24 protein-coding genes and 1 pseudogene are annotated in these 23489 nt (G+C 71.3%); 9 read left to right on the top strand and 16 right to left on the bottom strand.

The window, feature by feature from the left end:
• Nucleotides 1–46: 46 nt before the first annotated feature.
• Nucleotides 47–1102 (top strand): hypothetical protein, encoded by a 1056-nt coding sequence (locus AB0E90_RS36030; protein WP_360415953.1) that lies wholly within the window; start codon nucleotides 47–49, stop codon nucleotides 1100–1102.
• Here the strand turns inward: AB0E90_RS36030 and AB0E90_RS36035 are convergent.
• Nucleotides 1083–2099 (bottom strand): zinc-binding dehydrogenase, encoded by a 1017-nt coding sequence (locus AB0E90_RS36035; RefSeq protein WP_360415955.1) that lies wholly within the window; start codon nucleotides 2097–2099, stop codon nucleotides 1083–1085. The genes AB0E90_RS36030 and AB0E90_RS36035 overlap by 20 nt on opposite strands.
• 55 nt (nucleotides 2100–2154) lie before the next feature.
• On the opposite strand from AB0E90_RS36035, the gene AB0E90_RS36040 reads away from it, so the two are divergent.
• The gene (locus tag AB0E90_RS36040) at nucleotides 2155–2910 is read left to right on the top strand and encodes a helix-turn-helix transcriptional regulator (protein ID WP_360415957.1); all 756 of its coding nucleotides are present in this window, start codon (nucleotides 2155–2157) and stop codon (nucleotides 2908–2910) included.
• Between the two features lie 119 nt (nucleotides 2911–3029).
• Here AB0E90_RS36040 and AB0E90_RS36045 read toward each other — a convergent pair whose 3' ends face one another.
• From AB0E90_RS36045 to AB0E90_RS36060, 4 genes are all read right to left on the bottom strand, one after another.
• Nucleotides 3030–3875, bottom strand: a complete 846-nt coding sequence (locus AB0E90_RS36045) for a DUF4240 domain-containing protein (protein WP_360415959.1) — start codon at nucleotides 3873–3875, stop codon at nucleotides 3030–3032.
• Between the two features lie 145 nt (nucleotides 3876–4020).
• A complete protein-coding gene (locus tag AB0E90_RS36050) occupies nucleotides 4021–4548 on the bottom strand; it encodes a DUF1062 domain-containing protein (protein ID WP_360415961.1) in 528 nt (175 codons plus the stop codon).
• A 202-nt stretch (nucleotides 4549–4750) separates the two neighbouring features.
• Entirely contained in the window at nucleotides 4751–5341 is a 591-nt protein-coding gene (locus tag AB0E90_RS36055) for an HAD-IA family hydrolase (RefSeq protein ID WP_360415963.1), read from the bottom strand.
• Complete coding sequence (locus AB0E90_RS36060; RefSeq protein ID WP_360415965.1) at nucleotides 5334–6032, bottom strand: 3-keto-5-aminohexanoate cleavage protein; 699 nt, start codon at nucleotides 6030–6032, stop codon at nucleotides 5334–5336. Before AB0E90_RS36060 ends, AB0E90_RS36055 begins: the two co-directional genes overlap by 8 nt.
• 26 nt (nucleotides 6033–6058) lie before the next feature.
• Here AB0E90_RS36060 and AB0E90_RS36065 point away from each other — a divergent pair, with 26 nt between their 5' ends.
• Nucleotides 6059–6271 (top strand): hypothetical protein, encoded by a 213-nt coding sequence (locus AB0E90_RS36065; protein ID WP_360415967.1) that lies wholly within the window; start codon nucleotides 6059–6061, stop codon nucleotides 6269–6271.
• A gap of 7 nt (nucleotides 6272–6278) precedes the next feature.
• Here AB0E90_RS36065 and AB0E90_RS36070 read toward each other — a convergent pair.
• Together AB0E90_RS36070 and AB0E90_RS36075 are read right to left on the bottom strand one after the other, a co-directional pair.
• Nucleotides 6279–7292: pseudogene (locus tag AB0E90_RS36070) on the bottom strand (S1 RNA-binding domain-containing protein); the annotation flags it as partial.
• 332 nt (nucleotides 7293–7624) lie between these two features.
• Nucleotides 7625–8230 carry a TetR/AcrR family transcriptional regulator gene (locus tag AB0E90_RS36075; RefSeq protein ID WP_360415969.1) on the bottom strand — a complete coding sequence of 202 codons (606 nt, stop codon included), beginning with the start codon at nucleotides 8228–8230 and terminating at the stop codon, nucleotides 7625–7627.
• A 214-nt stretch (nucleotides 8231–8444) separates the two neighbouring features.
• On the opposite strand from AB0E90_RS36075, the gene AB0E90_RS36080 reads away from it, so the two are divergent.
• On the top strand, nucleotides 8445–10001 hold the full coding sequence (locus AB0E90_RS36080; protein WP_360415971.1) for a CocE/NonD family hydrolase: 1557 nt from the start codon (nucleotides 8445–8447) through the stop codon (nucleotides 9999–10001).
• A gap of 40 nt (nucleotides 10002–10041) precedes the next feature.
• Nucleotides 10042–11295 carry an erythromycin esterase family protein gene (locus AB0E90_RS36085; RefSeq protein WP_360415973.1) on the top strand — a complete coding sequence of 418 codons (1254 nt, stop codon included), beginning with the start codon at nucleotides 10042–10044 and terminating at the stop codon, nucleotides 11293–11295.
• On the opposite strand, the gene AB0E90_RS36090 is transcribed toward AB0E90_RS36085, so the two are convergent.
• Both AB0E90_RS36090 and AB0E90_RS36095 read right to left on the bottom strand, forming a co-directional pair.
• The gene (locus AB0E90_RS36090) at nucleotides 11277–11744 is read right to left on the bottom strand and encodes an ATP-binding protein (RefSeq protein ID WP_360415975.1); all 468 of its coding nucleotides are present in this window, start codon (nucleotides 11742–11744) and stop codon (nucleotides 11277–11279) included. The two genes, AB0E90_RS36085 and AB0E90_RS36090, sit on opposite strands and share 19 nt — an antisense overlap.
• Nucleotides 11738–12523, bottom strand: a complete 786-nt coding sequence (locus tag AB0E90_RS36095) for a methyltransferase domain-containing protein (protein ID WP_360415977.1) — start codon at nucleotides 12521–12523, stop codon at nucleotides 11738–11740. The genes AB0E90_RS36090 and AB0E90_RS36095 overlap by 7 nt, the downstream gene beginning before the upstream one ends.
• 144 nt (nucleotides 12524–12667) lie before the next feature.
• Here AB0E90_RS36095 and AB0E90_RS36100 point away from each other — a divergent pair, with 144 nt between their 5' ends.
• Nucleotides 12668–13015, top strand: coding sequence for a hypothetical protein (locus AB0E90_RS36100; protein WP_360415979.1), 348 nt, complete (start codon nucleotides 12668–12670; stop codon nucleotides 13013–13015).
• Between the two features lie 147 nt (nucleotides 13016–13162).
• Here AB0E90_RS36100 and AB0E90_RS36105 read toward each other — a convergent pair whose 3' ends face one another.
• The 4 genes from AB0E90_RS36105 to AB0E90_RS36120 are packed head-to-tail and all read right to left on the bottom strand — an operon-like array spanning nucleotide 13163 to nucleotide 17504.
• On the bottom strand, nucleotides 13163–14257 hold the full coding sequence (locus AB0E90_RS36105; protein ID WP_360415981.1) for a hypothetical protein: 1095 nt from the start codon (nucleotides 14255–14257) through the stop codon (nucleotides 13163–13165).
• Complete coding sequence (locus AB0E90_RS36110) at nucleotides 14254–15663, bottom strand: MFS transporter (RefSeq protein ID WP_360415983.1); 1410 nt, start codon at nucleotides 15661–15663, stop codon at nucleotides 14254–14256. Before AB0E90_RS36110 ends, AB0E90_RS36105 begins: the two co-directional genes overlap by 4 nt.
• 60 nt (nucleotides 15664–15723) lie before the next feature.
• Nucleotides 15724–16920 (bottom strand): lanthionine synthetase LanC family protein, encoded by a 1197-nt coding sequence (locus AB0E90_RS36115; RefSeq protein ID WP_360415985.1) that lies wholly within the window; start codon nucleotides 16918–16920, stop codon nucleotides 15724–15726.
• A gap of 41 nt (nucleotides 16921–16961) precedes the next feature.
• Complete coding sequence (locus tag AB0E90_RS36120; RefSeq protein ID WP_360415987.1) at nucleotides 16962–17504, bottom strand: hypothetical protein; 543 nt, start codon at nucleotides 17502–17504, stop codon at nucleotides 16962–16964.
• Between the two features lie 132 nt (nucleotides 17505–17636).
• Between AB0E90_RS36120 and AB0E90_RS36125 the strand changes: the two genes are divergently transcribed.
• The gene (locus tag AB0E90_RS36125) at nucleotides 17637–18170 is read left to right on the top strand and encodes a SigE family RNA polymerase sigma factor (RefSeq protein ID WP_360415989.1); all 534 of its coding nucleotides are present in this window, start codon (nucleotides 17637–17639) and stop codon (nucleotides 18168–18170) included.
• Nucleotides 18167–19225 (top strand): hypothetical protein, encoded by a 1059-nt coding sequence (locus tag AB0E90_RS36130; protein WP_360415991.1) that lies wholly within the window; start codon nucleotides 18167–18169, stop codon nucleotides 19223–19225. Before AB0E90_RS36125 ends, AB0E90_RS36130 begins: the two co-directional genes overlap by 4 nt.
• Here the strand turns inward: AB0E90_RS36130 and glgX are convergent.
• Complete coding sequence (glgX, locus tag AB0E90_RS36135) at nucleotides 19219–21327, bottom strand: glycogen debranching protein GlgX (protein ID WP_360415993.1); 2109 nt, start codon at nucleotides 21325–21327, stop codon at nucleotides 19219–19221. The two genes, AB0E90_RS36130 and glgX, sit on opposite strands and share 7 nt — an antisense overlap.
• Before the next feature lie 272 nt (nucleotides 21328–21599).
• Between glgX and AB0E90_RS36140 the strand changes: the two genes are divergently transcribed.
• Nucleotides 21600–22502 carry a superoxide dismutase gene (locus tag AB0E90_RS36140; protein WP_360415995.1) on the top strand — a complete coding sequence of 301 codons (903 nt, stop codon included), beginning with the start codon at nucleotides 21600–21602 and terminating at the stop codon, nucleotides 22500–22502.
• 1 nt (nucleotide 22503) lies between these two features.
• On the opposite strand, the gene AB0E90_RS36145 is transcribed toward AB0E90_RS36140, so the two are convergent.
• Both AB0E90_RS36145 and AB0E90_RS36150 read right to left on the bottom strand, forming a co-directional pair.
• The gene (locus AB0E90_RS36145) at nucleotides 22504–22761 is read right to left on the bottom strand and encodes a flagellar biosynthetic protein FliQ (protein ID WP_360415997.1); all 258 of its coding nucleotides are present in this window, start codon (nucleotides 22759–22761) and stop codon (nucleotides 22504–22506) included.
• Between the two features lie 92 nt (nucleotides 22762–22853).
• Nucleotides 22854–23477: a maleylpyruvate isomerase N-terminal domain-containing protein gene (locus tag AB0E90_RS36150; protein WP_360415999.1), complete on the bottom strand. Its 624-nt coding sequence runs from the start codon at nucleotides 23475–23477 to the stop codon at nucleotides 22854–22856.
• Nucleotides 23478–23489: the final 12 nt, after the last annotated feature.

The raw sequence follows: 23489 nt of genomic DNA on the forward strand, positions 1-23489 counted from the left end.
TCCGTCTGCGCGCCCGACCGGCTTCGCACCACCATTCGGAGGTTCGATGCGCTGGCCCGGAGTGATCTACGACGTGGGCCGGGCCATGGGTGCGTGGTCGCCCAACTGGCGGCCCGACTTTGCGCCTGAGCTGGTGCGGCGAGAGCTGGAGATCATCCGCGGTGATCTCCACGCCACGGCGGTGCGCCTGTGCGCACGGGATCCCGAGAGGCTGGCCTTCGCCGGCGCATGCGCTCTCGACCTCGGCCTCGATGTGTGGATCTGCCCGGAGCTGTGGAATGCCACACCACCGCGCACACTGGACTATCTCGAGGCGGCCGCGTCGGTGGCCGAGCGGCTGCACCGGCAGGCGCCGGATCGGGTCACGCTCTCGATCGGCAACGAGCTGACCTTCTTCATGCGCGGCATCGTGCCGGGACGCACTCACCATCGCCGGACCCGCACCCCGCAGTTGAGGTCGATACTGCGGGAACGCCGGCACACGCCGCCCCTGCGGGCGTTCCTCGCCGACGCGGTCGCTGTGGTGCGCCGGTCGTACCACGGCCGGCTGTCCTACTGTGCGCTGCCGTTCGAGGACCCGGATTGGACGCTGTTCGACATCGTCGGCGTCAACCACTACCGCAACCCTGGCACCGAGCGTGGTTACGCGTTCGTGCTCGACCGTCTCCTCGCGACCGGGAAGCCGGTCGTGGTGACCGAACTCGGATTCGCCGCCTGCCAGGACGCCGACAACCCGGAATTCCTCAGCACCCTCAACGTGACGCCGCTGAGTTTTGCCGGCGCCCGGCTGCCCCGGGTCGGTAGGTTCATCAGGCCGCGGGTACGAGCGGTCCACCCTCGCGACGAGGCGGCGCAGGCACGGCTGCTCATCGACCAACTGAGCGACCTTGATCGCCGTGGGATGGCCGGCGCCTTCGTGATGAGCTTCAGTTTCCCGCTGGCGCCCTACGACGAGGATCCGCGGCACGACATCGACGCAACAGCCTTGTCCATCGTGCGCACATTGCGTCCGGGCCGTCATGGCACCACCTTCCCGGACATGCCGTGGGAGCCTAAGCAGGCGTTCCACGCCTTGGCCGCCTTCAACCAGGCGGCAACCTGACCGCTACCTCTGCCCGAGCGTTCCGGGATCCGTCCGCCGGCTGAGGCAGCATGACCACCTTGCCGGTGGCCTCGTTGTTCTCCATGTGCCGGTGGGCGGCGGCGATGCCGTCCAGCCCGACGACCCGGTCGATGTTCGGGCGGTAGACGCCGGCCTCGACGTTGCGGATGATCCGCTGGAGGGTGGCCGCGCCCGCGCTGCCCCGGGCGTCGTCGCTGTGGAAGGCGGTGAGCCGGGTCCCGGAGGGGATCATCGCGATCGGCTCGAAGTCCGGGAACAGCCAGCCGCTCAGCGAGCCGGCCACGCAGACGGTCCCGCCCCGCTCGACCCGGCGCAGCGAGTCGGCGACCGTGTCCGCCCCGACCAGGTCCAGGATGTGGCTCGGGCCGGCCGGCCACGGCATGCGGTCGTCCAGGAGCACGTGGTCGACGCCGGCGCCGGCGAGCGCGGCCGCCTTCTCCGGCCGGCGGGTGGTGGCCGCGACCTCGGCGCCGTGGCCGTGCGCGATCGTCGCGGCGGCCATGCCCACCGACGACGTGCCCCCGCGGATCAGCAGCCGGGCGCCCGGCCGGATCCCCAGCGCGTCCAGGGCGCCCTGCGCGGTCAGGTACGTCTCCGGCAGCGCGGCCAGCACCTCCCACGGCAGCGTGCTGGTCACCGGCATGAGCAGGGTGTCCGGCAGTAGCGCGTACTCGGCGTAGCCGCCGTCGAACTGCCGCCCCATCTCGCCCATCACCGCCGCGACGGTCGTGCCGGCCGGCATCGCGGGATCGGTCGAGTCGGCGACGACGCCCACGCATTCGATGCCCAGCACCCGCGGGAACCGTACGCCCGGCGAATGTCCCTGCCGGGTGCGCAGCTCCGACCGGTTGAGGCCGGCGCCCATCACCCGCACCAGGCTCCAGCCGTCCCGCGCCACCGGCACCGGCCGCTCGTGAATTTCCAGAACCTCAGGCCCACCGGCGCGTACGCAGACCGTCGCTCGCATCGTCGTCATGGCCCGAACTGTCGTTCCGGGAGCGCCCGGCCGCCCACCGGTAAAATGCCAAGCTATGCCCGTAGCGCGCCAATCCCGGATCTGGCCGTCCGGCGGCGTGCACCTCTGGCCGTCCGGCGGGACCAGCGCGGCCCATTCCCATCCCCGCGGCCATCTGGTGTACGCGGCGGCCGGCGTCCTGTCGATCCATTCCGAGCACGGCACCTCGATCGTCCCGGCCAACCGGGTCGCCTGGATCCCGGCCCGCTCCACCCACCATCACCGCGCGCACGGCGACACCGACATGCGGATCGTCTTCCTGCCGCCGTCGCTGGCCCGGCTCGCGCCCACCCGCCCGGCGGTACTGCTCGCCTCCGGGCTCGTCCGCGAGGTGCTGCTCACCCTGACCGGCCCGCGCGAGTTGGAGCGCGGGGTCCGCGCCCGCCTGCACCGGGTCCTGGTCGACGAGCTCCGCGAGGCGCCCGAGCAGCCCACCCGGTTGCCCGAGCCGCGCGACGACCGATTGCGGGGCGTGGCCCGGATTCTGGCCGACAACCCGGCCGACAACAGCCCGCTGTCCGCGCTCGGCCCGCGGGTCGGGGCGGGCGCCCGCACCCTGAGCCGCCTGTTCCGCGACGAGCTCGGCATGACGTTCTACGAATGGCGCACCCAGCTGCGCATCTGCCACGCGCTGGTCCTGCTCGCCGAGGGCCACGACACGACCCACGTCGCGCACGCCTGCGGCTGGTCCAACCCGAGCAGCTTCATCGCCGCCTTCACCGCAATCATCGGCACCACCCCCGGCCGCCACCAGCGCCGCACGCGCCCGTGAGCATCAGACCCGCCGGCCGTCACCAGCTCGGGACGCGCCCGTGAGCGTCGGACCCGCCGGCCGCCACCAGCTCGGGTGCCCACCGGCCGGCCACCGGCTCGGGACGCCCCCGGGGAGCGTCAGGCCCGCCGGGCGGCGCGGCGCGTTTGCCAGATGAGTCGGAGGGCCCGCAGCAGTCCGATCGGCTCGCCGTCCGCCGTCCATGCGTCGAGCTGGCCGAACGGATCGCCGGAGAGGTCCGGCGCCGGTGGCGGCTCGGGCAGCTCCAGTCGATCCCGGACGGCGCCGAAGAGTGCGCTGACCACCGTGGCCGCTTCCGGCGCGCTGTCGGCGGCCGCCGACGCCCGGGCCGTGACCAGATCAGGTTCGACGAGGACGGCGTCGAGGCCGTCCGCCGCCAGTTGCAGCTCGCAGTGCGCGATGCCCGTCGCCGACCACCAGGCGCCCCACGCCGGGTCCTCACCGATCACGTAGGCGAGGCGGGCGACGTACCGGTTCGACGTCTGCGTCGTCAGCCAGCTGACCGGCTCAGCCGGAGCGGCCTGCGGGAGCGACGGGAACCCGTGCCACGCCTCGGTGTTGCTGCCGGATTCGTAGCTGAGCACCGTTTCGTGGTCCCAGGGCCGGCCGGTGCTGCGTTCATACGCGGTCGAGGCCACCGGGAGCAGCAGCTCCGCCTCCCGGCGGGCGAAACGCCGCAGCTTGGCCGGCTCCTCCAGAACCAGCTCGTAGGTGTCGCGCCCGGCAGCGACCGCGGCGCAGCGCACGTACAGGAACCAGTCGCCGCGCGCCCGGGCCGCCTTGGCGTGCGGCGGGGTGTCCAGCGCGTACAGAAGCTCGGTCAGCCGGTCCTCGAACGCCGTGATCGTCGCGGCGTCGCGCTCGGCGAGGCGGTCGGTGAGCGCCGCGAAGTCGTCGTCGGTGCGCCGAGAGCCGATCAGCTCCCAGAACTCGTCCAGCTCCATGACCGATGATCTTGGCAGCGCAAGCCCCGCGCCGCCTCCTCCGGTCGGCCACGCCTCGGGCCGGTCCGGCGAGCATGCCGAGCCGGCCCGAGGATGGTTCAGCGCTCGGGCGCCCGAGCGCCCGAGCGCCCGAGCGCCTAAGTGCTCAGCGCTTCAGCGTGAAGGTGAAATCGCCGGAGACCTTGCCGGCCAACCGAATTGCCGAGACGAGCTTCCCGGCCACGATCAGCTGATCGACCTCGGCCCGGGAGAGACCGTAACCGTCGGCGATCAGGCGCACCGGCCGGACCGGGATCCGCGCCGCGAACCGGACCGCGATGTCGATCACCTCGCAGTCCAGATGCTCCCGTCCGCCGGTGTCGAGCCGCCAGGCCCCGTCCCAGTCGAGGGCGATCCGATTGCGGCGCTGCACGATCGGATCCTGGAGCAGCGAAGCCACCAGTCCCAGGTCGTTGTGGTGCAGCCGGTCGAGCAGGTCGGGCGGCACGGAGCGCACGTTGACCCGCTCCATGACCGTGATCTTCACGGTGTCCCCGCAGGCGGTGCAGAGCGCGAGGAGCCAGACATCGAGCAGTTTGTGGTTGGCGTTGATGCGAAATTTGCCGCTCGCCCGGAACCGCCCGGCACCGCACGCATGGCAGCGTCGGCGAACGAGCGGCAGGCAGACAGGCATGACCACCCAGTTTTTGAGCACAGAGATACACCGATTCCAGTGAGAAATTCCGCAGCGAAAAGAAGCGCGGCGCAAACGGCGCGACGCGCTGAATCAGCAGTCGGGAGGTCTCACAGGGTGTACAACGGCACGTCCTGACCTGGACAACGTGGTTGCGCAGCACGCTAGCCAGGCACCGCCGCGCCTTCCACCGGTTTTCCGGCTACCGGGCGAACCCGGCTTCCTGAAGGTCGCGCCGCAGCCCGGCCAGGCCGAGGTACCGCACGGCGTGCCATCCGGCGGTCTTTGCCGCGGTCACGTTCGCCGCGCTGTCGTCCACGAAGACGATCGGGGGCGAGCCGAGGCGGGCGGACATCGCGGCGAAGGCGGCCGGGTCGGGCTTGCGGCAGCCGAGGCGGTAGCTGAAGAACAGCGGCTCGAACCGTTCGAAGGCCGCCGGGTGGAGCCGGGGGAGTGCCTCCTCCTCCAGCGGCCCGTTGTTGGTGAACAGGGCCGCGTCGCCGAGCAGCGCGATGACCGCCCGGTCCGGGCGGAAGGCGCTGCACCAGTCGTCGTCGAGGTCGGCGTCGCGGCCCGGGAAGTCGAGAATCGCGCGGATCGCGGCCCGCATCTCCGCGGCCGACCCGTAGCGGCCTTCGTCGCAGGCGGCGCTGAAGCCGGACTTCCACAGCAGCGCGTCGATGCGTTCCGCCGGAAGGCCGCACCGCGCGGCGAGCCGGGCCAGGCGGTGGGCGTGGTCGAAGTGGAACGCCACGCCGCCGAGGTCGGCGACCAGGCGGCGGGTCTCAGCCACCCCAGAGTCGCAACGCGTGGGTGACCAGGGCGGCGTTGCCCTCGGCCGGGGCGCCGCCGGGCAGGGTCAGGGTGTCCTCGAGGCCGACGCGGGTGGGCAGACCGAGCCGGCCGGCGTGCTCGATCAGCGGCCAGCACGCGTCCTCCTCGCCGTGCAGGAGCCGTTCGCCGCGGTAACCCACCTCGTCGAGGCGGGCCAGGATCGCGTCGGCCGCCGGGACCGCCGCGGCGGCCGGGGTGTCGATCACCTCGATCAGCACGCGTTCGAGGGGCTGCCGGAGCACCGCGCCGGCTTCCTCCGGGCGCCACACGCCGGCCTCGACGCCGACTCCCTGGGACGCGAGAAGGCGTACCAGATCGGCGAAGCCCTCCTCGCCGGCGTTGACCGACGCGAAGTCGGGCAGCTCGCGCCAACCGGCGATCAGCCCGGCCCGGCGGCGCACGTCGCCGCCGCTGATCCACAGTCCGGTGGAGACCCCCACCCGGACGCCCGGGACGGCCTCGCGAATCGCGATCAGCGCCGCGCCGATGTCCGCGGCGGCGAGGGATTCCTTGCCGGCGGCGTCGCGCGGGTGCACGTGCAGCGCCTCGGCGCCGGCCGCCACCGCAGCGACGGCCTCGGCCGCGAGCTCGGCAGGGGAGGCGGGGAAGGGCCGGCCGCCGTTGAGGCAGGCTTTGATCCGTTGAATCACATGGTCAATCTGCCACGCTGATCGGCATGAGTCGTAGCCCTGCCGTCTCCGTCGTCTTCGTCCTGCCACGACGGTGGCGGCCGCATCCTGCTCGCCCGGCGTGCCGCGGCAGCCCGCGACGAGCCCGGGGCGAGCCGCACAAGTTCGACGAGCTCGGCTGGTTCGACCCGGCGGAGCTCCCGTCCCCGGCACATTCACAGCTGCCGGAGACGGTCGCCCTGTTCGTCGAGCGTCAGTAGCCCGGCCTCAAGGCTGCCCGGCCTCGCGACCGGCCAGCACCTGACGGCCGTGCGCCTCCCAGCGCTCCCGAGCCTGCGAATACTGCTGCTCCCAGGCGTCGCGCTGCTCGTCGTACCCCTCGAGCCAATCGCCCGTCTCCGAGTCGAAGCCCTCGGGGTAGATGTAGTTGCCGTCGTTGTCGTACGTGGCGGCCATGCCGTACAACGTGGGGTCGAAGTTCTCGTCGCCCTCGAGGTACGCCTCGGCGGCCTGGCGCAGCGACAGCGAGATGCGGCGCCGCTCCAGATCGATGTCGATGATCTTGGCAAAGACCTCGTCACCGGTCTGCACGACCTGCTCGGGCGACTCGATGTGGCCGACGGCCAGCTCCGAGATGTGCACGAGACCCTCGATGCCGGCGTCGACCTGGACGAACGCGCCGAACGGCACCAGCTTGGTGATCCGCCCGGGCACGATCTGGCCGATCGAGTGCAGGCGGGCGAACTGCCGCCACGGGTCCTCCTGGGTCGCCTTCAGCGACAGGGAGACCCGCTTGCGCTCGGAGCTGACCTCGAGAACCTCGACCTCGACCTCCTGGCCGACCCGCACCACCTCGGACGGGTGGTCGACGTGCCGCCAGGACAGCTCGGACACGTGCACGAGGCCGTCGACCCCGCCGAGGTCGACGAACGCGCCGAAGTTGACGATCGATGAGACGACGCCCTTGCGGACCTGGCCCTTGGCGAGCCGTTCGAACAGGCCGCTGCGAGCCTCGGTGCGGTGCTGCTCGAGCCAGGCGCGCCGGGACAGGACCACGTTGTTGCGGGTGCGGTCCAGTTCGAGGATCTTCGCCTCGAGCTCGCGACCCACGTAGGGCCTGAGGTCGCGGACGCGGCGCATCTCCACCAGCGACGCGGGCAGGAAGCCGCGCACGCCGATGTCGAGGATGAGGCCGCCCTTGACGGCCTCGGTGACGGGGCCCTTGACGACCCCGTCCTCCTCCATGATCTTTTCGATCGACGCCCAGGCCTGCTCGCGAGCAAGCGCGGCGGGATCGGGCGCGGCGTCCTCAGCGGCGTCGTTATCGGCCGGGGCCGAAGGCGCAGCGTCAGCGTCAGCGTCAGCGTCAGCGTCAGCGTCAGTAGAGGGTGAAGCGGCTGGATCGGAGGCCGCGGCTGGGTCGAGCGCAGTCGCGGGATCGGGCTCAGCGGCAGGATCTGGCCCAGGGGCCGGATCAGGCGCAGGCGGGACGGGCGCTGGAGTAGGGGTTGCCGCCGCTTCGGAAGAAACGGGCAGCACGGACTCTGGCGCCTCAGATTCGGGCACCATGGCATCGGGCGAGCTCATCGACTATCCCACCTGTTCGTCGAACATCAGAGCTTACCAATCCGCAGTGGCGCCTCGGAAGGCGGCGTAACCGGCCGGAACACGCCGTCGAGTGCAAGGTCGATGGAACGACCCGCGGCAGCCACGGCCTCAGCGTGGTTGCGTGCGCCCTCGACGACGCCCTCGACCATACCGAACAACAGGATCAGGTCGTCAGGCACCAGGTCTGCTCGCACCTGACCGGTGGCCTGAGCCCACCGTAGAGGCTCGGCCAGCACCCCGACCAGCCGGCGCAGGAAGCGGCCGCGGGTGGCCGCGTCGAGCCGCCGGGCCAGCTCGACCAGGGGCCGCATGGTGACCTGGGCGTGCAGGATCGCGTCGAGGGCGGCGCGGAACGTGGCCGGTTGGTCCCGCCCGGCCGCCACGCAGCGTTCGAGCCCGTCGATGAGGTAACCGATGACCGCGGTGGTGAGCGCCATCCGGTCGGGGAAGTGGCGGTAGAGAGTGGCCTGGCCGATCCCGGCCCGGCGGGCGATCTCCGGCATCCCGACCCGCGGCTGCTCGCTGGACATCAGCTCGCAGGCGGCCAGCAGGATGGCGGTGCGGTTGCGTTGGGCGTCCCGGCGGCGAGTGGGCTGTGCACCGTAGAGCACCGCGACCTCCCCCAGCTTGACATCGGTTACTCACCAGTAAAGTGACCTACGTTACTTGCCAGTAACGATAATGTCATGAAGTTCAAATTCTCGGTACCTGCTCTTACGCTCCCGGCACCGGAGCGCTCCGGCACAGCTCCCACTCTCGCCTCCGGGCGCGGCGGCCCCTGCCACCCAGGTCCGTCGCGCCCGTCCGTCCCGTCGAGGAGTGCGCATGGTGCCACGGCGCTCGTCCCTGCTCGCCTGCCTCAGCACAGTCGTGCTGGCAGCGACCGTCCTGATCGGTGCCGCTCCAGCCGAGGCGGCCACCACCAAGTTCGTCGACATCCCCGGCGACGGCGTGACCCTCAAGGCCAACGTGACCACCCCGGCCACGGCCGGCAGTTATCCCGCGGTCGTCTTCCCGTCCAGCTGGGGCCTCAACGACCTGGAATACGTCGCCCAGGCCAAGGCCATGGCCGAGAACGGGTACGTCGTGGTCTCGTACACCCCGCGCGGCTGGTGGGCCAGCGGCGGCGAGATCGACACCGCCGGCCCGAAAGACCTGGCCGACCTGTCCAAGGTGCTCGACTGGACCCTGGCCAACACGCCCGCCGACCCGGCCCGCCTCGGCACCGCCGGCGTCTCCTACGGCGCCGGCATCAGCCTGCTCGGCGCCGCCTTCGACAAGCGGATCCGCGCGGTCGCCATGCTCAGCGGCTGGACCGATCTGAACTACTCGCTCTACAGCGACCAGACCCGGCACCTGCAGTCGGCCGGCCTGCTCAGCCTGGCCGCGCAGCTGGTCGGGCACCCGGGCGCCGAACTCACCACGATGCTCAGCGACTTCAACGCCAACCGCAACATCGCCAAGGTGATGGACTGGGCCAAGGTCCGGTCGCCGGCTACCTACCTCGACCGGATCAACGCCAACGGGCCGGCCGTGCTGATCGCCAACGCGTGGGGCGACACATTCTTCCCGCCCAACCAGCTCACCGACTTCTACGCGAAGCTCACCACCCCGAAGCGCCTGGAGCTGCGCCCCGGCGACCACGCCATCGCCGAGCTCACCGGTCTGGCCGGCCTGCCCAACGACGTCTGGACCAGCACCCGCGGCTGGTTCGACCGCTACCTCAAGAGCGACAGCACCGGCACCGCGCCCGGCAAGGTCTACCTCAAACCGGACAACGCCGCCGCCGAGACCTGGAACAGCTGGGGCGAACAGACCACCAGCACCAAGCGGTACGGCCTGGGCGCGATCCGCTGGTACGACGGCACCGGCCTGCTCGGCGGCAGCCCCAGCTCCGGCTGGTCGAAGACCCTGCCGAACGACCTGGACACGGTGGCCGACGGCGGCGTGGTGCTGCTGACCAACGGGATCTCCGCGTTCACCGGGCTGCGGCCGACGATCTGGCTGCCGTTCGTCGACCGGGCCCGGGCCGGCGTCTGGGCGGCCGAGCGGCCGTCGAGCACCTTGAAGGTGCGCGGCATCCCGAAGCTGCACGTGAACCTGACCGGCACCGCCGCCAACGGCTCGGTGGTCGCCTACCTCTACGACCTGGACAGCCTCGGCAACGCCGCGCTGCTCACCCACAACCCGGTGACCTGGCTGACCGGCACGGCCGGGAGCCGATCGGCCGACGTCAGCCTCTCCGCGGTCAACTACGACCTGCCGGCCGGGCACTCGCTGACGCTGGTGGTCGACACCGTCGACCCGCTGTACTACGACGCCAACGGCGCCGGCACGGTCACCGTCACCGGCGGTTCATATCTGGACCTACCCGTTAAGTAGTCAGACGTATGGGTCCGGTTACCGTGGGTAATCGGGTTTCATGCATCGCTACGGGGACGAGGTGGCGGCGATCGCGCGGCCGATGCGCGACCCGGGAGACCTGGACATCCTGCTCGACCGGGCCGCGGACGCCCGCGTCGTGCTGATCGGCGAGGCCAGCCACGGCACGCACGAGTTCTATCAATGGCGGGCGGCGCTGACCCGCCGGCTGATCGAGGAGCGCGGCTTCGGGCTGGTCGCGGTCGAGGGGGACTGGCCGGACTGCGCGCGGGTCGACGCCGCGGTCCAGGGCGGGCCACCACCGCGGGCGGCGCTGCTCGGCTACGACCGCTGGCCGACCTGGATGTGGGCCAACGAGGAGACGGTCGACTTCGCCGACTGGCTGCGCGGCCACAACGAGCGGATCGGCGGCCGGGTCGGCTTCCACGGCCTCGACGTCTACTCGCTGTGGGAGTCGATGCGCGAGATCCTGGTCTGGCTGCGCGAGCACGACCCCGGGCAGGTGCCGGTCGCGCTGGCCGCCTACGGCTGCTTCGAGGAGTACGGCGAGGACCCGAACGCCTACGCCTACGCCACCCGCTTCGTGCCTGCCTCCTGCGAGGACCAGGTCGTCCGGATGCTGATCGACCTGCGCGGCGCCGGCGACTTCGGGGTCTGGCAGAACGCCGAGGTGGTAGCGGGCGCCGAGCACTACTACCGGGCGATGATGGCCGGCGGCCCGAACTCGTGGAACGTCCGCGACCGGCACATGGACGCGACCCTCGCCCGATTGCTGGACCACTACGGCGACGGCTCCCGGGCGGTCGTCTGGGCGCACAACACGCACGTCGGCGACGGCCGCGCCACCGACCAGTCGGCACACGGCGAGGTGACCCTCGGCGAGCTGGCCCGCGACCGGTTCGGCGCGGAGAAGGTGCTGCTCGTCGGCTTCGGCTCGCACCACGGCACGGTCGTCGCCGGGCGGCAGTGGGGCGCGCCGATGGAGGTCATGGGAGTGCCGGAGGGCCGGCCCGACTCGATCGAGGAGGTGCTGCACGCGGCGGCGCCGCCACAGTCGCTGTTCGTTTTCCCGCCGCCGGCTGAGCGCCCCGACCTTCTGGTCGACGAGATCGGCCACCGCGCGATCGGCGTGGTCTACCGCCCGGAGCGCGACGCCTGGGGCAACTATGTGCCCTCCGTGCTCGGCGACCGTTACGACGCGTTCCTCTGGATCGACGAGACGAACGCGCTGCGTCCGCTGCACCCGCTGCACATCGACACCCGCGAGCTGGAGACCTATCCGAGCGGCGTCTGAGCGAACGTCAGGACGTCGTCGAACGACGGCGAGTATCCCGACGTGGTGTCGACCACGAGCGTCGGCAGGGGTGCGGCGATCGGCTGCCACTCGCGTACACCCGATGGCGCGCCCGGATGGGCGGCCCGGACCACCACGCGGTCTTTGGCCACGGCCGGCTCCGCGACGCAGCGGATGACCCGCGCCGGCCCGAGATCCAGCAGCGGCCGCCACGGACCGTCCTGGAACGCGGCCTCGGCGATCAGCGTGACCCCGCCGGCGACCAGCGACGACACGGTCGCGACGAAGGTCCGGTAGGTGTGCATCAGGTCGTCGTCCGGCGTCCCGGCGTGCACGATGCCCTCCCGGATCTCGTCGCGGCTGACCACCGGGCAGCCGATCGCCCGGCCGAGCCGGTGCGCGAGCGTGCTCTTCCCGGTGCCCGGCGCGCCACTGACGATGATCAGCACCGGCCGAGGACCACCCGGATCCGGGTCGTGAATTCGAGCGGCCGGGGAAGCTCGGTGGCCAGCGCCGCGATGGCGGCGGAACGGCGCGCGACCGGGATCCGGTCCACCATCTGCCGGCCACCGTGCGAGCCCATCCACTCGTACAGATGGGCGGCGTCGTTGAATTCGCTGGCGATCGCCGCCTCCCGCACCTCAGCCGACGCATAGCCGGCGGCCAGCACCGCCGCGCGCAGGCTCTCGGCCGAGTCGAACATCGGGTGCAGCTTCGGCGGCGCCGGCGGGTCATCGGCGAATCGGCCCAAAAGCTTCAGAGCCTGCGGATAGCGCGGGTCATGCTGGGCGAAACAGCTGAACGCGAGGCGGCCCGAAGGCTTCAGGAGCCGGCGGTACGCCGTGAGCGCGGCCGGCGGATCGGGCAGGAAGAACAGCACGAGCCCCGAGGTGACCGCGTCGAACGACCCGTCCGGATAGTCGGGCAACTGCGCGTCACCCAGCTCCACCGAGACCTGGCCCAGACCGGTGGCCGCGGCCCGGCTGCGCGCCACCATGCCGGGCGCGAGATCGATGCCGGTGACGTGCCCACCCGACCCGACCGCCTCAGCCACCGGCACCAGCACCGCCCCGGTCCCGCAGCCGGCGTCGAGCACCCGTTCCCCCGGCCGCGCATCGACGGCCCGCACCAGCTCAGCGGCGATCGGCCGGATGAAATCCACCCCGACGTTGTCATAGGACTCGGACGCCTCATCGAAGATCCGGACAATCGCGGTGGGCTCACTCATCGGATTCCTTCCATGGAACCCCCGGCTGTAGCCGTGGGGACTGGTTCTCGACGTAGCGTTTGACGATCTCCAAGGCGACGACGTTGTTGCTACGAACCCCGTCCATAGATCGACGATATAGCCTCGTCCGATATATTCGATCAGGTGTTCGAAACGGTGCGGTACGCGTCCTTTGTCGTCAGGCGCGATGCAGTGATCTCGGTCGACGCGGCCGAGGCGGCAATCGGCGTCGATTGGGGTGTGAAGGTCACCGCCACGACCACTGATGCCCGGTTCGACCTGCCGCACCTGGGCCATCGCAGGCGTTGCGCGGCCGAACGAGCGAAAGCCCAGCGCAGGATGGCTCGCCGTCGCAGACCCAGGGGCGCCACCCCGTCGAAGGGTTACCTGCGGGCGAAGCGGCAGGCGGCGCGGATCGAGAGCCAACCGTCGTCTCGGGCTGGGTATCCGCGTCTTCGACTGTGCGGCCTGCGGCTACACCGCCGGCCGTGACGTCAACGCCGCGAGGACGATCCTCGCCACGGCAGAGCGTGTCCGTGCCAGTGCTGACGACATCAGACATTCGATCGCCTCCCTCCGGGACGGGGATCGGGTGCGGTCCGAGCTGGAGATCCCCCGGGAGCCATCCATGGGGAGGCGTTAATCGATGATTATCTCAGTTTCACGCGTCCCCGGCTCGGCTGGAGCCCGCCACGGGGCGCCGGCCGTCACCGTTGCCAGGAACGCGGCGAGGTAGTCGACGGTGATCGGGAGGGTGCGTGCGTTGCCCAGACCCAGTACCTGCCGGACCGGGGCGGCCAGCCAATATGCGCCGTAGTCGGTGAAGTCGAGGCGGCCGGCGTGGGCGATCGTGTACGCCCATGCCTGGGTGCCGCCGACTGCGAACATCTGCCGGGTGCGCAGGTCGCCGGCCGCGCCGTTCTCGCCCGCGCTCAGCAGCAGCAGGGGCTTGGCCAGGCCGTCCGTCACGACCTGGCCGTACGGCGGGCCGTCCAGGTCGGCGGCGCCGCGGCAGCTGCCGTCGGTGCGGCAGGCCTCCAGTGCGGCCGCGCCGCCGAACCCGTGGCCCAGGTAGGTGACCTGGTCGGCGTCGGCGTGCGTGCCGAGCAGGACGGCCACCCGGCCGGCGGCGAAGCGGGCGTCGTCGGCCCAGACCGTGGTGAGGCGGTCGCCGGCCGGGCCGGCCAGGTCGCCGGGGTGGCCGGCCGCCGAGCCGAGTACAGGGTCGGCGCCGATCACGCTGAGCTTGGCGCTGTAGGTCGGGGTCACCCCGGCGACCAGGTAGCCGCGGCTGGCGAGGCGGGCGGCCAGGGCCGCGTACTGCGGGGCGGAATAGCCGAGCCCGGGCAGGAGCACGACGATCGGGAACGTGCCGGCGGCGAGCGGCGCATCGTCGTACGTGCCGGTGGTGATGTTGGTGAAGTTGGTTTCCGCCCAGCCGAAGCGGTGCAGCTGGGCCCACGCGCCCGGGGCGTACTCGGCGGGGGTGCCGCCGGTTGCGGCCGCCGGGTACCACAGCATGATCGACAGGACGCGCGGGTTGCCGCCGACCGGGGCCAGTTCGTCGGTGCGGGAACGGTCGGCGACGTCGTGCACGGCCCGGCCGACCCGGAACGGGCCGTCCGGCGCGAGCGAGACGGGATGCTGCGACCGGTGGCCCAGGAATCCGGCGTACGCGCCGCCGAGAAGAACCGCCGCGGCCGCCGCGGCCGCCAGAGCTCGCTTGAATGTCACCGCGCCATTCTGGCCGTCACCGGCTCGTCGGTGGGGACCGCCGCGCGCTCGGTCGTCGATCGCGCCCACCGCCCGGTCGTCACCAGGCCCAGGACCAGCACCGCCGCGCCCAGGCCGGTCATGATCCACCAGCCGGTGCGACTCGCCTCGGCGAAGCCGGTGCTCTTGGCGGCGACCGCCGCGCCGATCACCGCGACGCCGAGCGCCCCGCCGACCTGCCGGCTGGTCGATGCGATCGCGGCGGCCACCCCGGCCTGCTCGCGCGGCATCCCGGAGACGGCGGTGTTGGTGATCGGCGAGTTGACCATGGCGAAGCCGAACCCGAACAGCACGTAGCAGGCCATCAGCTGCCAGACCGGGGTGTCCGCGGTCAGCCGGGTCAGCGGGAGCAGGCCGGCGATGAACCCGAGGCCGGCCAGGGTGAGTGGCAGGCGGGTGCCGCGCGAGCCGACCAGGCGGCCGGAGATCGGCGCGAAGATCACCGTCATCGCCGCCATCGGCAGCGTCCACAGGCCGGCGTGCAGCGGCGTCAGGCCGCGCACCTCCTGCAGGTAGATCGAGTTCAGGAACAGGAAGCCGGCCAGCGAGGCGAACGCGCACACCGCGATCAGGGTGGCGCCGCTGAACGGCACGCTGCGGAAGAACCGCAGCTGGAGCAGGGGCTCGGCCTGGCGCGGCTCGTAGGCCAGCAGGGCGGCCAGGGCAGCCGCGCCGACCAGGAAACACCCGATGATCCGCGGCGAGCTCCAGCCGGCGGTCGGTCCCTCGATGATCCCGTACGTCACTCCGGCGAGCACCAGGAACACCAGCACCTGACCGACCGGGTCGAGGCGGCGCGGATGGGGCGCCCGGGACTCCGGGATGAACTTCGCGGCGAGCACGACCGCGGCGATACCGACCGGCACGTTGATCCAGAAGATGGACCGCCAGCCCAGCGTGTCGACCAGGAAGCCGCCGAGCAGCGGCCCGACCGCCATGCTGAACCCGACCACGCCGCCCCACACGCCGATCGCGCGGGCCCGCTCCCGCGGGTCGGTGAACGTGTTCGTGATGATCGACATGGCCACCGGGTTGAGCATCGACCCGCCGATCGCCTGCACCGCCCGGAACGCGATCAGCCAGCCCAGACTCGGCGCCACGCTGCACAGCAGGCTGCCCGCGCTGAACAGCACCAGACCGGTCTGGAAGATCCGCCGCCGCCCGATCCGGTCCGCGGTCGACCCGGAAAGAACCAAAAGACTGGCCAGCACGAGGGTGTACGCGTCGATGGTCCACTGCAGGCCGGAGATGCTCGCCCCGAGGTCCTCGCGCAGAGCCGGCAGAGCAATGTTCATGATCGTGGCGTCGAGGCCGACGATGAACAGACTCATGCAGCAGATGGCCAGGACGAGGTAGGGGCGGCGCATCCCTCAGTTCTACCCGCTGACTGCATTATGCAGCGTGTTAGCTGAATCTCCGGCCGCAGGTCACAGCCAGGGCAGCACCGGGGGAGTGGCGGGGGCGGACAGGCGGGCCAGCCAGCCGGCGACGCCCGCCGTGCCCTGCATGAAGCCGGGCTCCGGCGGCAGATCGGGCGGGGTCGCGGTGTGCTCGAAGTTCGACCACGTCACGCCGGCCGGGGTGGTCAGCCGCCGGCCGACGACGTCGTCGGCGAGGCGTTGCGACCAGGCGAGCAGCTCCGGGTCGCCGGTGGCCTGATATCGGTCGATCAGCACCTGGCCCACCCCGGCGGTGCCGCAGCAGCGGGCCACGTTGTCCCAGTAGCCCGGGTAGAGCCGTTCCGGGATCCGGCCGTCCCGCAACCCCTGCAGGCAGGCGTCGATGCCGGCCCGCCAGCGCGGATCCGGCCGGAGCCGATCGAGCAGCGCGAACAGCCGGATCGTGCCGGTCGGGCCGTGGCACCAGCCGAAGTTCACCGTCGGCCGGCCGGGCTTGGGCGGGATCAGCAGCGGCACCGACCACCCGCCGCCGGGCTGGTGACCGAGGGCGAGCAGGCCGTCCGCGGCGCGGACGGCAATCTCGATCAGGTCGGTGCGGCCGTGCGTTTCACCCACTCCGGCCAGGGCGTACGCCACCCCGGCCGTCCCGTGCGAGAAGCCCGGCATGAGATTCTCGTAGTCCGGGTCCATCTGCCAGTGCGGACCCTCGGGCCACTCCTGGGCCAGCCCGACCAGGCCGTCGGCCAGTTTCCCGGCCACCTCCGGGCCGGCGTCGCCGTCCACCAGGGCCACCAGCACACCGGCGTCGCCGGAGATGATGTCGGTGCAGCGTGCCGGGTCGTCGGCGCGGCGCAGCATCCGCTCGGCGATCCCGGCCGTCACCGTCGCCGCGGCCTTGCCGGCGGCGTCGTCCCCGGTCACCCGGGCCCAGGCGCGCAGCGCGACCGCTATCCCGGGCCACCCTTCGAAGAGCCCGTCGTCGAGCCCGCCGGGTGCGGTAGCGGCCAGATGGACCAGCCGGTCGCGGGCGCCGTGCGCCACCCGCAGCACCGCACCGTCCACGCCGGCGGCCACCGCCTCGGTGCAGCCGAGCAGGACACTCGCCGTACCCACGTACAGATCGTCGGCGAGCTGGCTGCCGTCCGCCCAGGCCAGGCCGCCGTCGGTGGCCACCGCCACCGATTCGATCCAGGCGAAAGCCTCGCCCGCCACGTCCCCCGTCACCGTGCTCACCTCTGATTCCGACCAGTCGCGAACCAATGATGCTAAGGCCGGCGCAGGCTCATGCAGACGAACGGGCCGCGCACGCCGGCGCTGAACCGTTCGGCGGCGGCCAGGGCCACCCGCAGCCGGGCGCGCGGTTTCCGGCCGGTGCCGGCCGTCGCGTAGAGCGCGCCCAGCGCGATCTGGTCGGCGCAGCCGACCGCGGCGAATCCGTCCGCGGCCTTGGCGACCTGGTAGTCGTCGTACACGGTGTAGAGGTTGCCGCGCACCCCGACCAGGAACGTGCCGCCCTCCTCACGGTCGGACTCCTTGCGGGCCCAGCCGCCCTCCTTGAGGCAGCTGCGCAGCGCGTCGATGAACCTGGTCGACATGAACGCGTCCAGATCGCCCTTGGGTTTCGGCAGGTCGAGGGAGTACCGGATGAGCTGGCCCATCCGGAATGACGTGGTGAAGCCGAACAGGTAGCGGTCCTTGCGGAACACCTTCGTGTCGGCGCGGACGGTCAGGCTGAAGCCGCCCACCCCGGCGCTGTCGCCGCCTATGTGGACGTTTCCGGCGTGGGCGAGACCGACGATCGCAGTCATGCTGCAACACCACCGGAAAGACCGGCGGCGGTCAATGGCGAAAATAGTCCGCGCGGGCGACAACCATCGGCGGTCCGCTGGGCGTCTTGGCTGGCGACGAGACGTCGTGAGCGGGAAACGGGGAAGTCGTACATGGGATCAGCCGAGGACGAGTTCGACTCGTTCGTGCGCACCCGGACGCATGCGCTGCTGCGTTCGGCCTATCTGCTGACCGGTGATCAGCAGCTCGCCGAGGACCTGGTCCAGTCGGCGCTGACCCGCACCCACCTGGCGTGGCGGCGGCTCGACGACATCGGCAACGCCGAGGCGTATGCCCGCCGCACCATGTACCACCTGCAGGTCTCGTGGTGGCGGCGGCGCAAGGTGGCCGAGGTGCTGCCGGGGCACGTGCCGGACCGGCCGGGCGCCGGCGACCATGCCGGCTCGGTCAGCGTGCGCCTCGCCCTGCGGGCGGCGCTGCTGCAGCTCTCCGCGAAGCAGCGGGCGGTGCTGGTCCTGCGCTTTTTCGAGGATCGTACGGAGTCGGAGGTGGCCGACCTGCTCGGCGTGACCATCGGCACGGTGAAGAGCCACACCGTCCGCGCCCTGTCCCGGATGCGGACGATCGCCCCCGAACTCGCCCCGGATCTGCTGGACGCCGACAGCCGGAAGGGAGCCCTCTCATGAACCGGCCCGGAGTAGCGCTCGTGCAGTACCTCACCGAGATGGCCGAGGAGGTGCACCCTGTCGACCTGGGCGAACGGGTGCGCGCCGGGTCCCGCCGCGTCCGCCGGCGCCGGCGGGTGGCCCTGGTCGCGACCGTGGCCGCCGCGGTCGCGCTCGCCTCCGGCGTCGGCTGGGCGGGCCGGCCATCCCCGAACGGCCTCTCCGACCGGCCGGCCGCCCCGGCGCCGGCCACGATTCCGGCCGGCCTCTACTACCTGGACACCACCGTGGACAGCGCCCGGGTTCTCCTGCTCGACGGCGCCGGGCAGGCGCGTGAGGTGAAGAAGGTGATCGCGCCCGAGTGCGGGGTGACCCTCTCGCCCGATCGCCGGCAGGTCGCCTGGGTCGAGGTGGACGTCCGCATCGGCACCAGCGGACCGCTGATGGTGGCCCACGCCGGCCAGAAGGACGCCCGGAAGGTTCTCGACGACGTCCGCTGCACCGGCGGCGACAATCCGGTCTGGCTGCCCGATTCGGCCCGTCTGCTGATCGCCCGGAGCAGCGCCGCGCAGCGCCGGCTGGTCGAGGCGTCGTCCGGGGCGGTGAGCGACACCCCGTTCGCCGCCGTCCGCGACTACGTCTGCTGGTCGCCCAACGGCCAGTACGTCGCCTACCGGGAGAACTCCCAGGTCGTCGTGGCCCGGGCCGGCGACGGCACGGTCGTGCACCGCATCGTCTTCGGCGACGAGTCGGTGAGCGTCCGGGGTGTCTCCGACGACGGCGGACGCGCGGTGACCAGTGCCGGCCCCAGCGTGATCCGCTACGGCGCCCCCCAGCTCGACTACGGCTCCCACCAGGTCGACACCGTCACCGGCGAGGACGTGCCGCTACCGGCCGAGATCGCTCCCGCCGAGGAGGCGGATGCCCAGGTCCAGCCGGCGCCCGGCAACCACGTGCTGGTGCGGATCCCCGGCAGCCCGGCGGCGGCGCTCTACCTGCTCGACGCGGCGGGCCGGATCCTCGACCGGCGCGCTGAGCCCGAGACCCTGAAGCAGGCGGCGCTGATCGGTCAGTAGCGGCAGCGCAGCACCTCGAGGGTGTGGCCGGGCACCTCGAGGCTGCTGCCGGACCGGGCGGTCTTGCGCCGTGTCGCCAGCAGCGGGTCGGCGGTGTTGACCACGACCTCCCAGGTGCGCCCGAAGTCCTTGGGCGGCAGCGTGAACGACACCGGCTCGCCGAGCGGGTTGAACAGCAGCAGGAAGGAGTCGTCGACGATGGCCTCGCCGAGCGCGTCCCGTTCCGGGATGCCGTGCCCGTTGAGGAACACCGTCATCGTCATGCCGCTGCGGGTGTTCCAGTCCGATTCGGTCATCGGCTCGCCGTCGCGGCGCAGCCACGCGATGTCCGGCACCTTGGAGTCGCCGACCAGCTCGCCGGTGAAGTAGCGCCGCCGCCGGAAGATCGGGTGGTCGGCGCGCAGCCTGGTCAGCTGCCGGGTGAACCGGGTGAGCACGTCCTGGTTGCGGGCGTCCTCCCAGTCGACCCAGGACAGCTCGTTGTCCTGGCAGTAGACATTGTTGTTGCCCTGCTGGGTGCGGCCGAGCTCGTCGCCGTGCACGATCATCGGGACGCCCTGCGACAGCAGCAGCGTGGCGAGGAAGTTGCGCTTCTGCCGCTCCCGTAGCGCGACCACGTCGGGGTCGTCGGTGGGCCCCTCGACGCCGCAGTTCCAGGACCGGTTGTGGCTTTCGCCGTCGCGGTTGTCCTCGCCGTTCGCCTCGTTGTGCTTCTCGTTGTACGACACCAGATCGTGCAGCGTGAATCCGTCGTGCGCGGTGACGAAGTTGATCGACGCGATCGGGCGCCGGCCGTCGACCTCATAGAGGTCGGAGCTGCCGGTGAACCGGGACGCGAACTCACCCAGGCTGGCCGGCTCGCCGCGCCAGAAATCCCGGACCGAATCGCGGTACTTGCCGTTCCATTCGGTCCACAGCGGCGGGAAACCACCGACCTGATAACCGCCGTCGCCGACGTCCCACGGCTCGGCGATCAGCTTGACCTGGGAGACGATCGGGTCCTGGTTGACCAGGTCGAAGAAGGCGGCGAGCCGGTCGACGGAATGGAATTCCCGGGCCAGCGAGGCGGCCAGGTCGAAGCGGAAGCCGTCGACGTGCATCTCGGTGACCCAGTAGCGCAGCGAGTCCATCAGCAGCCGCAGCGACTCGTGGTGCCGCACGTTGAGGCTGTTCCCGGTGCCGGTGGTGTCGTAGTAGTACTGCTTGTCCTCGTCGACCAGCCGGTAGTACGCCGGGTTGTCGATGCCGCGGAACGACAGGGTCGGCCCGAGGTGGTTGCCCTCGGCGGTGTGGTTGTAGACCACGTCGAGAATGACCTCGATGCCGGCCTGGTGCAGGGCTTTCACCATCGACTTGAATTCCTGCACCTGGCCGCCGTGGCCGCCGAACGAGGCGTATTCGTTGTGCGGCGCGAAGAAACCGATGGTGTTGTAACCCCAGTAATTGCGCAGGCCCCGGTCGACCAGCGTGGAATCGTGCACGAATTGGTGCACCGGCATCAATTCCACGGCCGTGACGCCGAGTTGCTGGAAATGCTCGATCATCCGCGGGTGGGCGAGCCCGGAATAGGTGCCGCGCACGTCGTCCGGAATTCCCGGGTGCCGCATCGTGATGCCCTTGACGTGAGTCTCGTAGATCACCGTTTCCCAGAACGGGATGCGCAGCGGCCGGTCGTTGGTCCAGTCGAAGAACGGATTGATCACCACCGACTTCTGGGCAAATGCCGCGGAGTCGCCGTCGTTGCGCGACAGCGGATCGCCGAACCGGTAGGCGAACAGCGCCTCGCTCCACTCGTTGTGGCCGTCGATCGCCTTCGCGTACGGGTCGAGCAGCAGCTTGTTCGGGTTGCATCGAAGGCCGGCCGAGGGGTCGTACGGGCCGTGCACGCGGTATCCGTACCGCTGGCCGGGCACGATCCGGGGCAGGTAGCCGTGCCAGACCAGGGCCTCGCGCTCGGGCAGATCGATCCGGGTCTCGGTGCCGTCGTCGTCGAACAGGCACAGCTCGACCCGGTCGGCCACCTCGGAGAACAGCGCGAAGTTGGTGCCGCCGCCGTCGTACGTGGCGCCCAGCGGATAGGGGTTCCCCGGCCAGATCTTCATGCCCGCACTGCTTCCCACATGTCCCCCTGCGCAATCCCGGCCCGAACCCGTACTCAAACCCGGCTGGGCCCGGAGCGCAACCCGGCAGGCGAAGATCACCGCGCCCGGCCCCGGTCTTAATTCAAAACCTCATCGATGTACGTCTTTAAGTAGGCGCCTTTCCTGAAACTTTAATTTCCGTTCAGGACTGGACGTGGTCCGCCCTGGTTCGGCAATATTTAGCGCGCCCCCTGGCCGGGATTCCCCGAGCCGCTCCTGAGGAGACGCGCATCGTGGACGCACTCTCGAACGTTTTCTCCGGAGCCTTCGCCCCGGCCGGCTCCCGCCGTCTCACGACCGGGGCGAGCGGGTCGGCGCCGCGCACCATCGACCTGCCCCGGGGTTTCGCGCCCGAGGGCATCGCGATCGCGGGTTCCTCGGCCTACCTCACCTCGCGCGTCAGCGGCGCGATCTATCGGGTCGGCCTGACCATCGGCGCCGGCGGCAGCGAGCTCATCCAGGCCGGTGGCGACGCGCCGGCGAACGGTGTGAAGATCGACGGCCGCGGGCGGGCGTTCCTGTCCGGCGGCGGCGTGCGGGTTCTTTCCGTCGCCACCGGCGAGCTGCTCGAGACGTACCGGATCGGCGGCGCCTTCATCAACGATGTCGCCCTGACCCGCGACGCCGCCTGGTTCACCGACGCGTTCGGCCCGACGCTCTACCGGCTGCCGATCGCCGCGAACGGCACCCTCGGGGCCGAGCTCACGGCGCTGCCGCTGACCGGCATCACCATCACCGCCGGCACCGTCAACCTCAACGGCATCTGCGCCACCCCCGACGGCCGCGCGCTGCTGGTCGTGCAGTCCAACACCGGGTGGCTGTTCCGGGCCGACCCGGCCACCGGCGCGGCGACCCGGGTCAACCTGGGCGGGGTGACGCTGGTCAACGGCGACGGCCTGCTGCTGGAGGGCAGCACCCTCTACGTGGTGCGCAACCGCTCCAACGCGGTCGAGGTCTTCACCCTCAACCGCCCCGGCACCGCCGGCACGCACACCACCACGCTCACCGGCCCCGGCTTCGCGGTCCCGACTGCCGCCGCCGCGCTCGGCAGCCATCTCTACGTCGTCAACAGCAAACTGACCACCCCGATCACCCCCGACATCCGGTACGACATCGTGGCGATCCGCCGGCCGTAACTCAGCTGAGCAGCATCGGGAGCTTCTCGAAGAGGCCCTGCGTGAAAGAGATCATCTCGTGCAGCATCCAGTTGCCGGAGAACAGCAGCGCCGCACCGCAGGCCGCCGCCTTCGGCACGAACGCCAGCGTGGCCTCCTGGATCTGGGTGACCGACTGGAACAGCGAGATCGCGAACCCGACGGCGAGCGCGGTCAGCAACACCGGGGCGGCCATCTTCGCGGCGATCGTCATGGACTGGAGACCCAGCTCAACAATCATCGTGTCGGTCATACCCACCTATTCGGCCCGGTTCCCGGAACGGTGATTGCCAACGGGTTGCAATCAGGTTCGGGCCGAAGTAATCCTCAGGTTCAGACCACCGAGAACTTCGGGGGCAGCTCGCCCCGGCCGGTCAGGGCGCGCAGCAGGGCTTCGGCGTCGCCCACGGCGATGGCGGTGCGGGCGGCCAGGGCCATCGCCTCGGCGACCGCCTCCGGGGCCATGCCGTGCGGCACGCCGGCCGCGGCGGCCAGGTCCATGCCGTGCACCACCAGCTCGAACGTGCGGGTCGGCAACCAGTCACGCACCCGCATGCCGCCGGCCGCGGTGGTCACCACGTCGTCGTCGCCGGCCGCGGCCACCGCTTGGGTGGCCCGCCCGGCCATCTCCCGCACGGCGTCGGCCGGGTCGTCGGCCAGCGCCAGGCCGGTCGCGTGCGCGTCGTCGCCCGAGGCGGCCACGGCCGCGGCGTAGACCTCGGCGGGCACCTGCCGGGCCAGCGCCCAGTAACCCTCGGGCGACGGCACCGCGATCTCCTCGGCCGCCGTCTCCAGCACCGTCGGCACCTGCCGCAACGCCGAGCTCACCGTGTGCCCGACCAGCTCGCGGACGGTCCAGTCACCGAGGCCGGGAGCGTCCCACCGGCCGGCGGGCACCCGCGAGACGAGGTCGACGTAGGCGACGGCGGCCGAGCGGTAGGTGCGGCGGAAGTCCATGCGGCCAATCTT

The sequence above is a fragment of the Actinoplanes sp. NPDC026619 genome (genome assembly GCF_040638295.1).
GTDB lineage: Bacteria > Actinomycetota > Actinomycetes > Mycobacteriales > Micromonosporaceae > Actinoplanes.

Excerpts from the sequence above, each read along its gene's own strand:
- AB0E90_RS36130 (WP_360415991.1), top strand. The coding sequence starts at position 18,167 with ATGAACCGGCCCGGAGTAGCGCTCGTGCAGTACCTCACCGAGATGGCC.
- AB0E90_RS36085 (WP_360415973.1), top strand. The coding sequence starts at position 10,042 with ATGCATCGCTACGGGGACGAGGTGGCGGCGATCGCGCGGCCGATGCGC.
- AB0E90_RS36030 (WP_360415953.1), top strand. The coding sequence starts at position 47 with ATGCGCTGGCCCGGAGTGATCTACGACGTGGGCCGGGCCATGGGTGCG.
- AB0E90_RS36120 (WP_360415987.1), bottom strand. The coding sequence starts at position 17,504 with ATGACTGCGATCGTCGGTCTCGCCCACGCCGGAAACGTCCACATAGGC.
- glgX (WP_360415993.1), bottom strand. The coding sequence starts at position 21,327 with ATGAAGATCTGGCCGGGGAACCCCTATCCGCTGGGCGCCACGTACGAC.
- AB0E90_RS36065 (WP_360415967.1), top strand. The coding sequence starts at position 6,059 with ATGAGTCGTAGCCCTGCCGTCTCCGTCGTCTTCGTCCTGCCACGACGG.
- AB0E90_RS36040 (WP_360415957.1), top strand. The coding sequence starts at position 2,155 with ATGCCCGTAGCGCGCCAATCCCGGATCTGGCCGTCCGGCGGCGTGCAC.
- AB0E90_RS36035 (WP_360415955.1), bottom strand. The coding sequence starts at position 2,099 with ATGACGACGATGCGAGCGACGGTCTGCGTACGCGCCGGTGGGCCTGAG.
- AB0E90_RS36080 (WP_360415971.1), top strand. The coding sequence starts at position 8,445 with ATGGTGCCACGGCGCTCGTCCCTGCTCGCCTGCCTCAGCACAGTCGTG.
- AB0E90_RS36110 (WP_360415983.1), bottom strand. The coding sequence starts at position 15,663 with ATGCGCCGCCCCTACCTCGTCCTGGCCATCTGCTGCATGAGTCTGTTC.
- AB0E90_RS36050 (WP_360415961.1), bottom strand. The coding sequence starts at position 4,548 with ATGCCTGTCTGCCTGCCGCTCGTTCGCCGACGCTGCCATGCGTGCGGT.
- AB0E90_RS36045 (WP_360415959.1), bottom strand. The coding sequence starts at position 3,875 with ATGGAGCTGGACGAGTTCTGGGAGCTGATCGGCTCTCGGCGCACCGAC.
- AB0E90_RS36150 (WP_360415999.1), bottom strand. The coding sequence starts at position 23,477 with ATGGACTTCCGCCGCACCTACCGCTCGGCCGCCGTCGCCTACGTCGAC.
- AB0E90_RS36125 (WP_360415989.1), top strand. The coding sequence starts at position 17,637 with ATGGGATCAGCCGAGGACGAGTTCGACTCGTTCGTGCGCACCCGGACG.
- AB0E90_RS36145 (WP_360415997.1), bottom strand. The coding sequence starts at position 22,761 with ATGATTGTTGAGCTGGGTCTCCAGTCCATGACGATCGCCGCGAAGATG.
- AB0E90_RS36095 (WP_360415977.1), bottom strand. The coding sequence starts at position 12,523 with ATGAGTGAGCCCACCGCGATTGTCCGGATCTTCGATGAGGCGTCCGAG.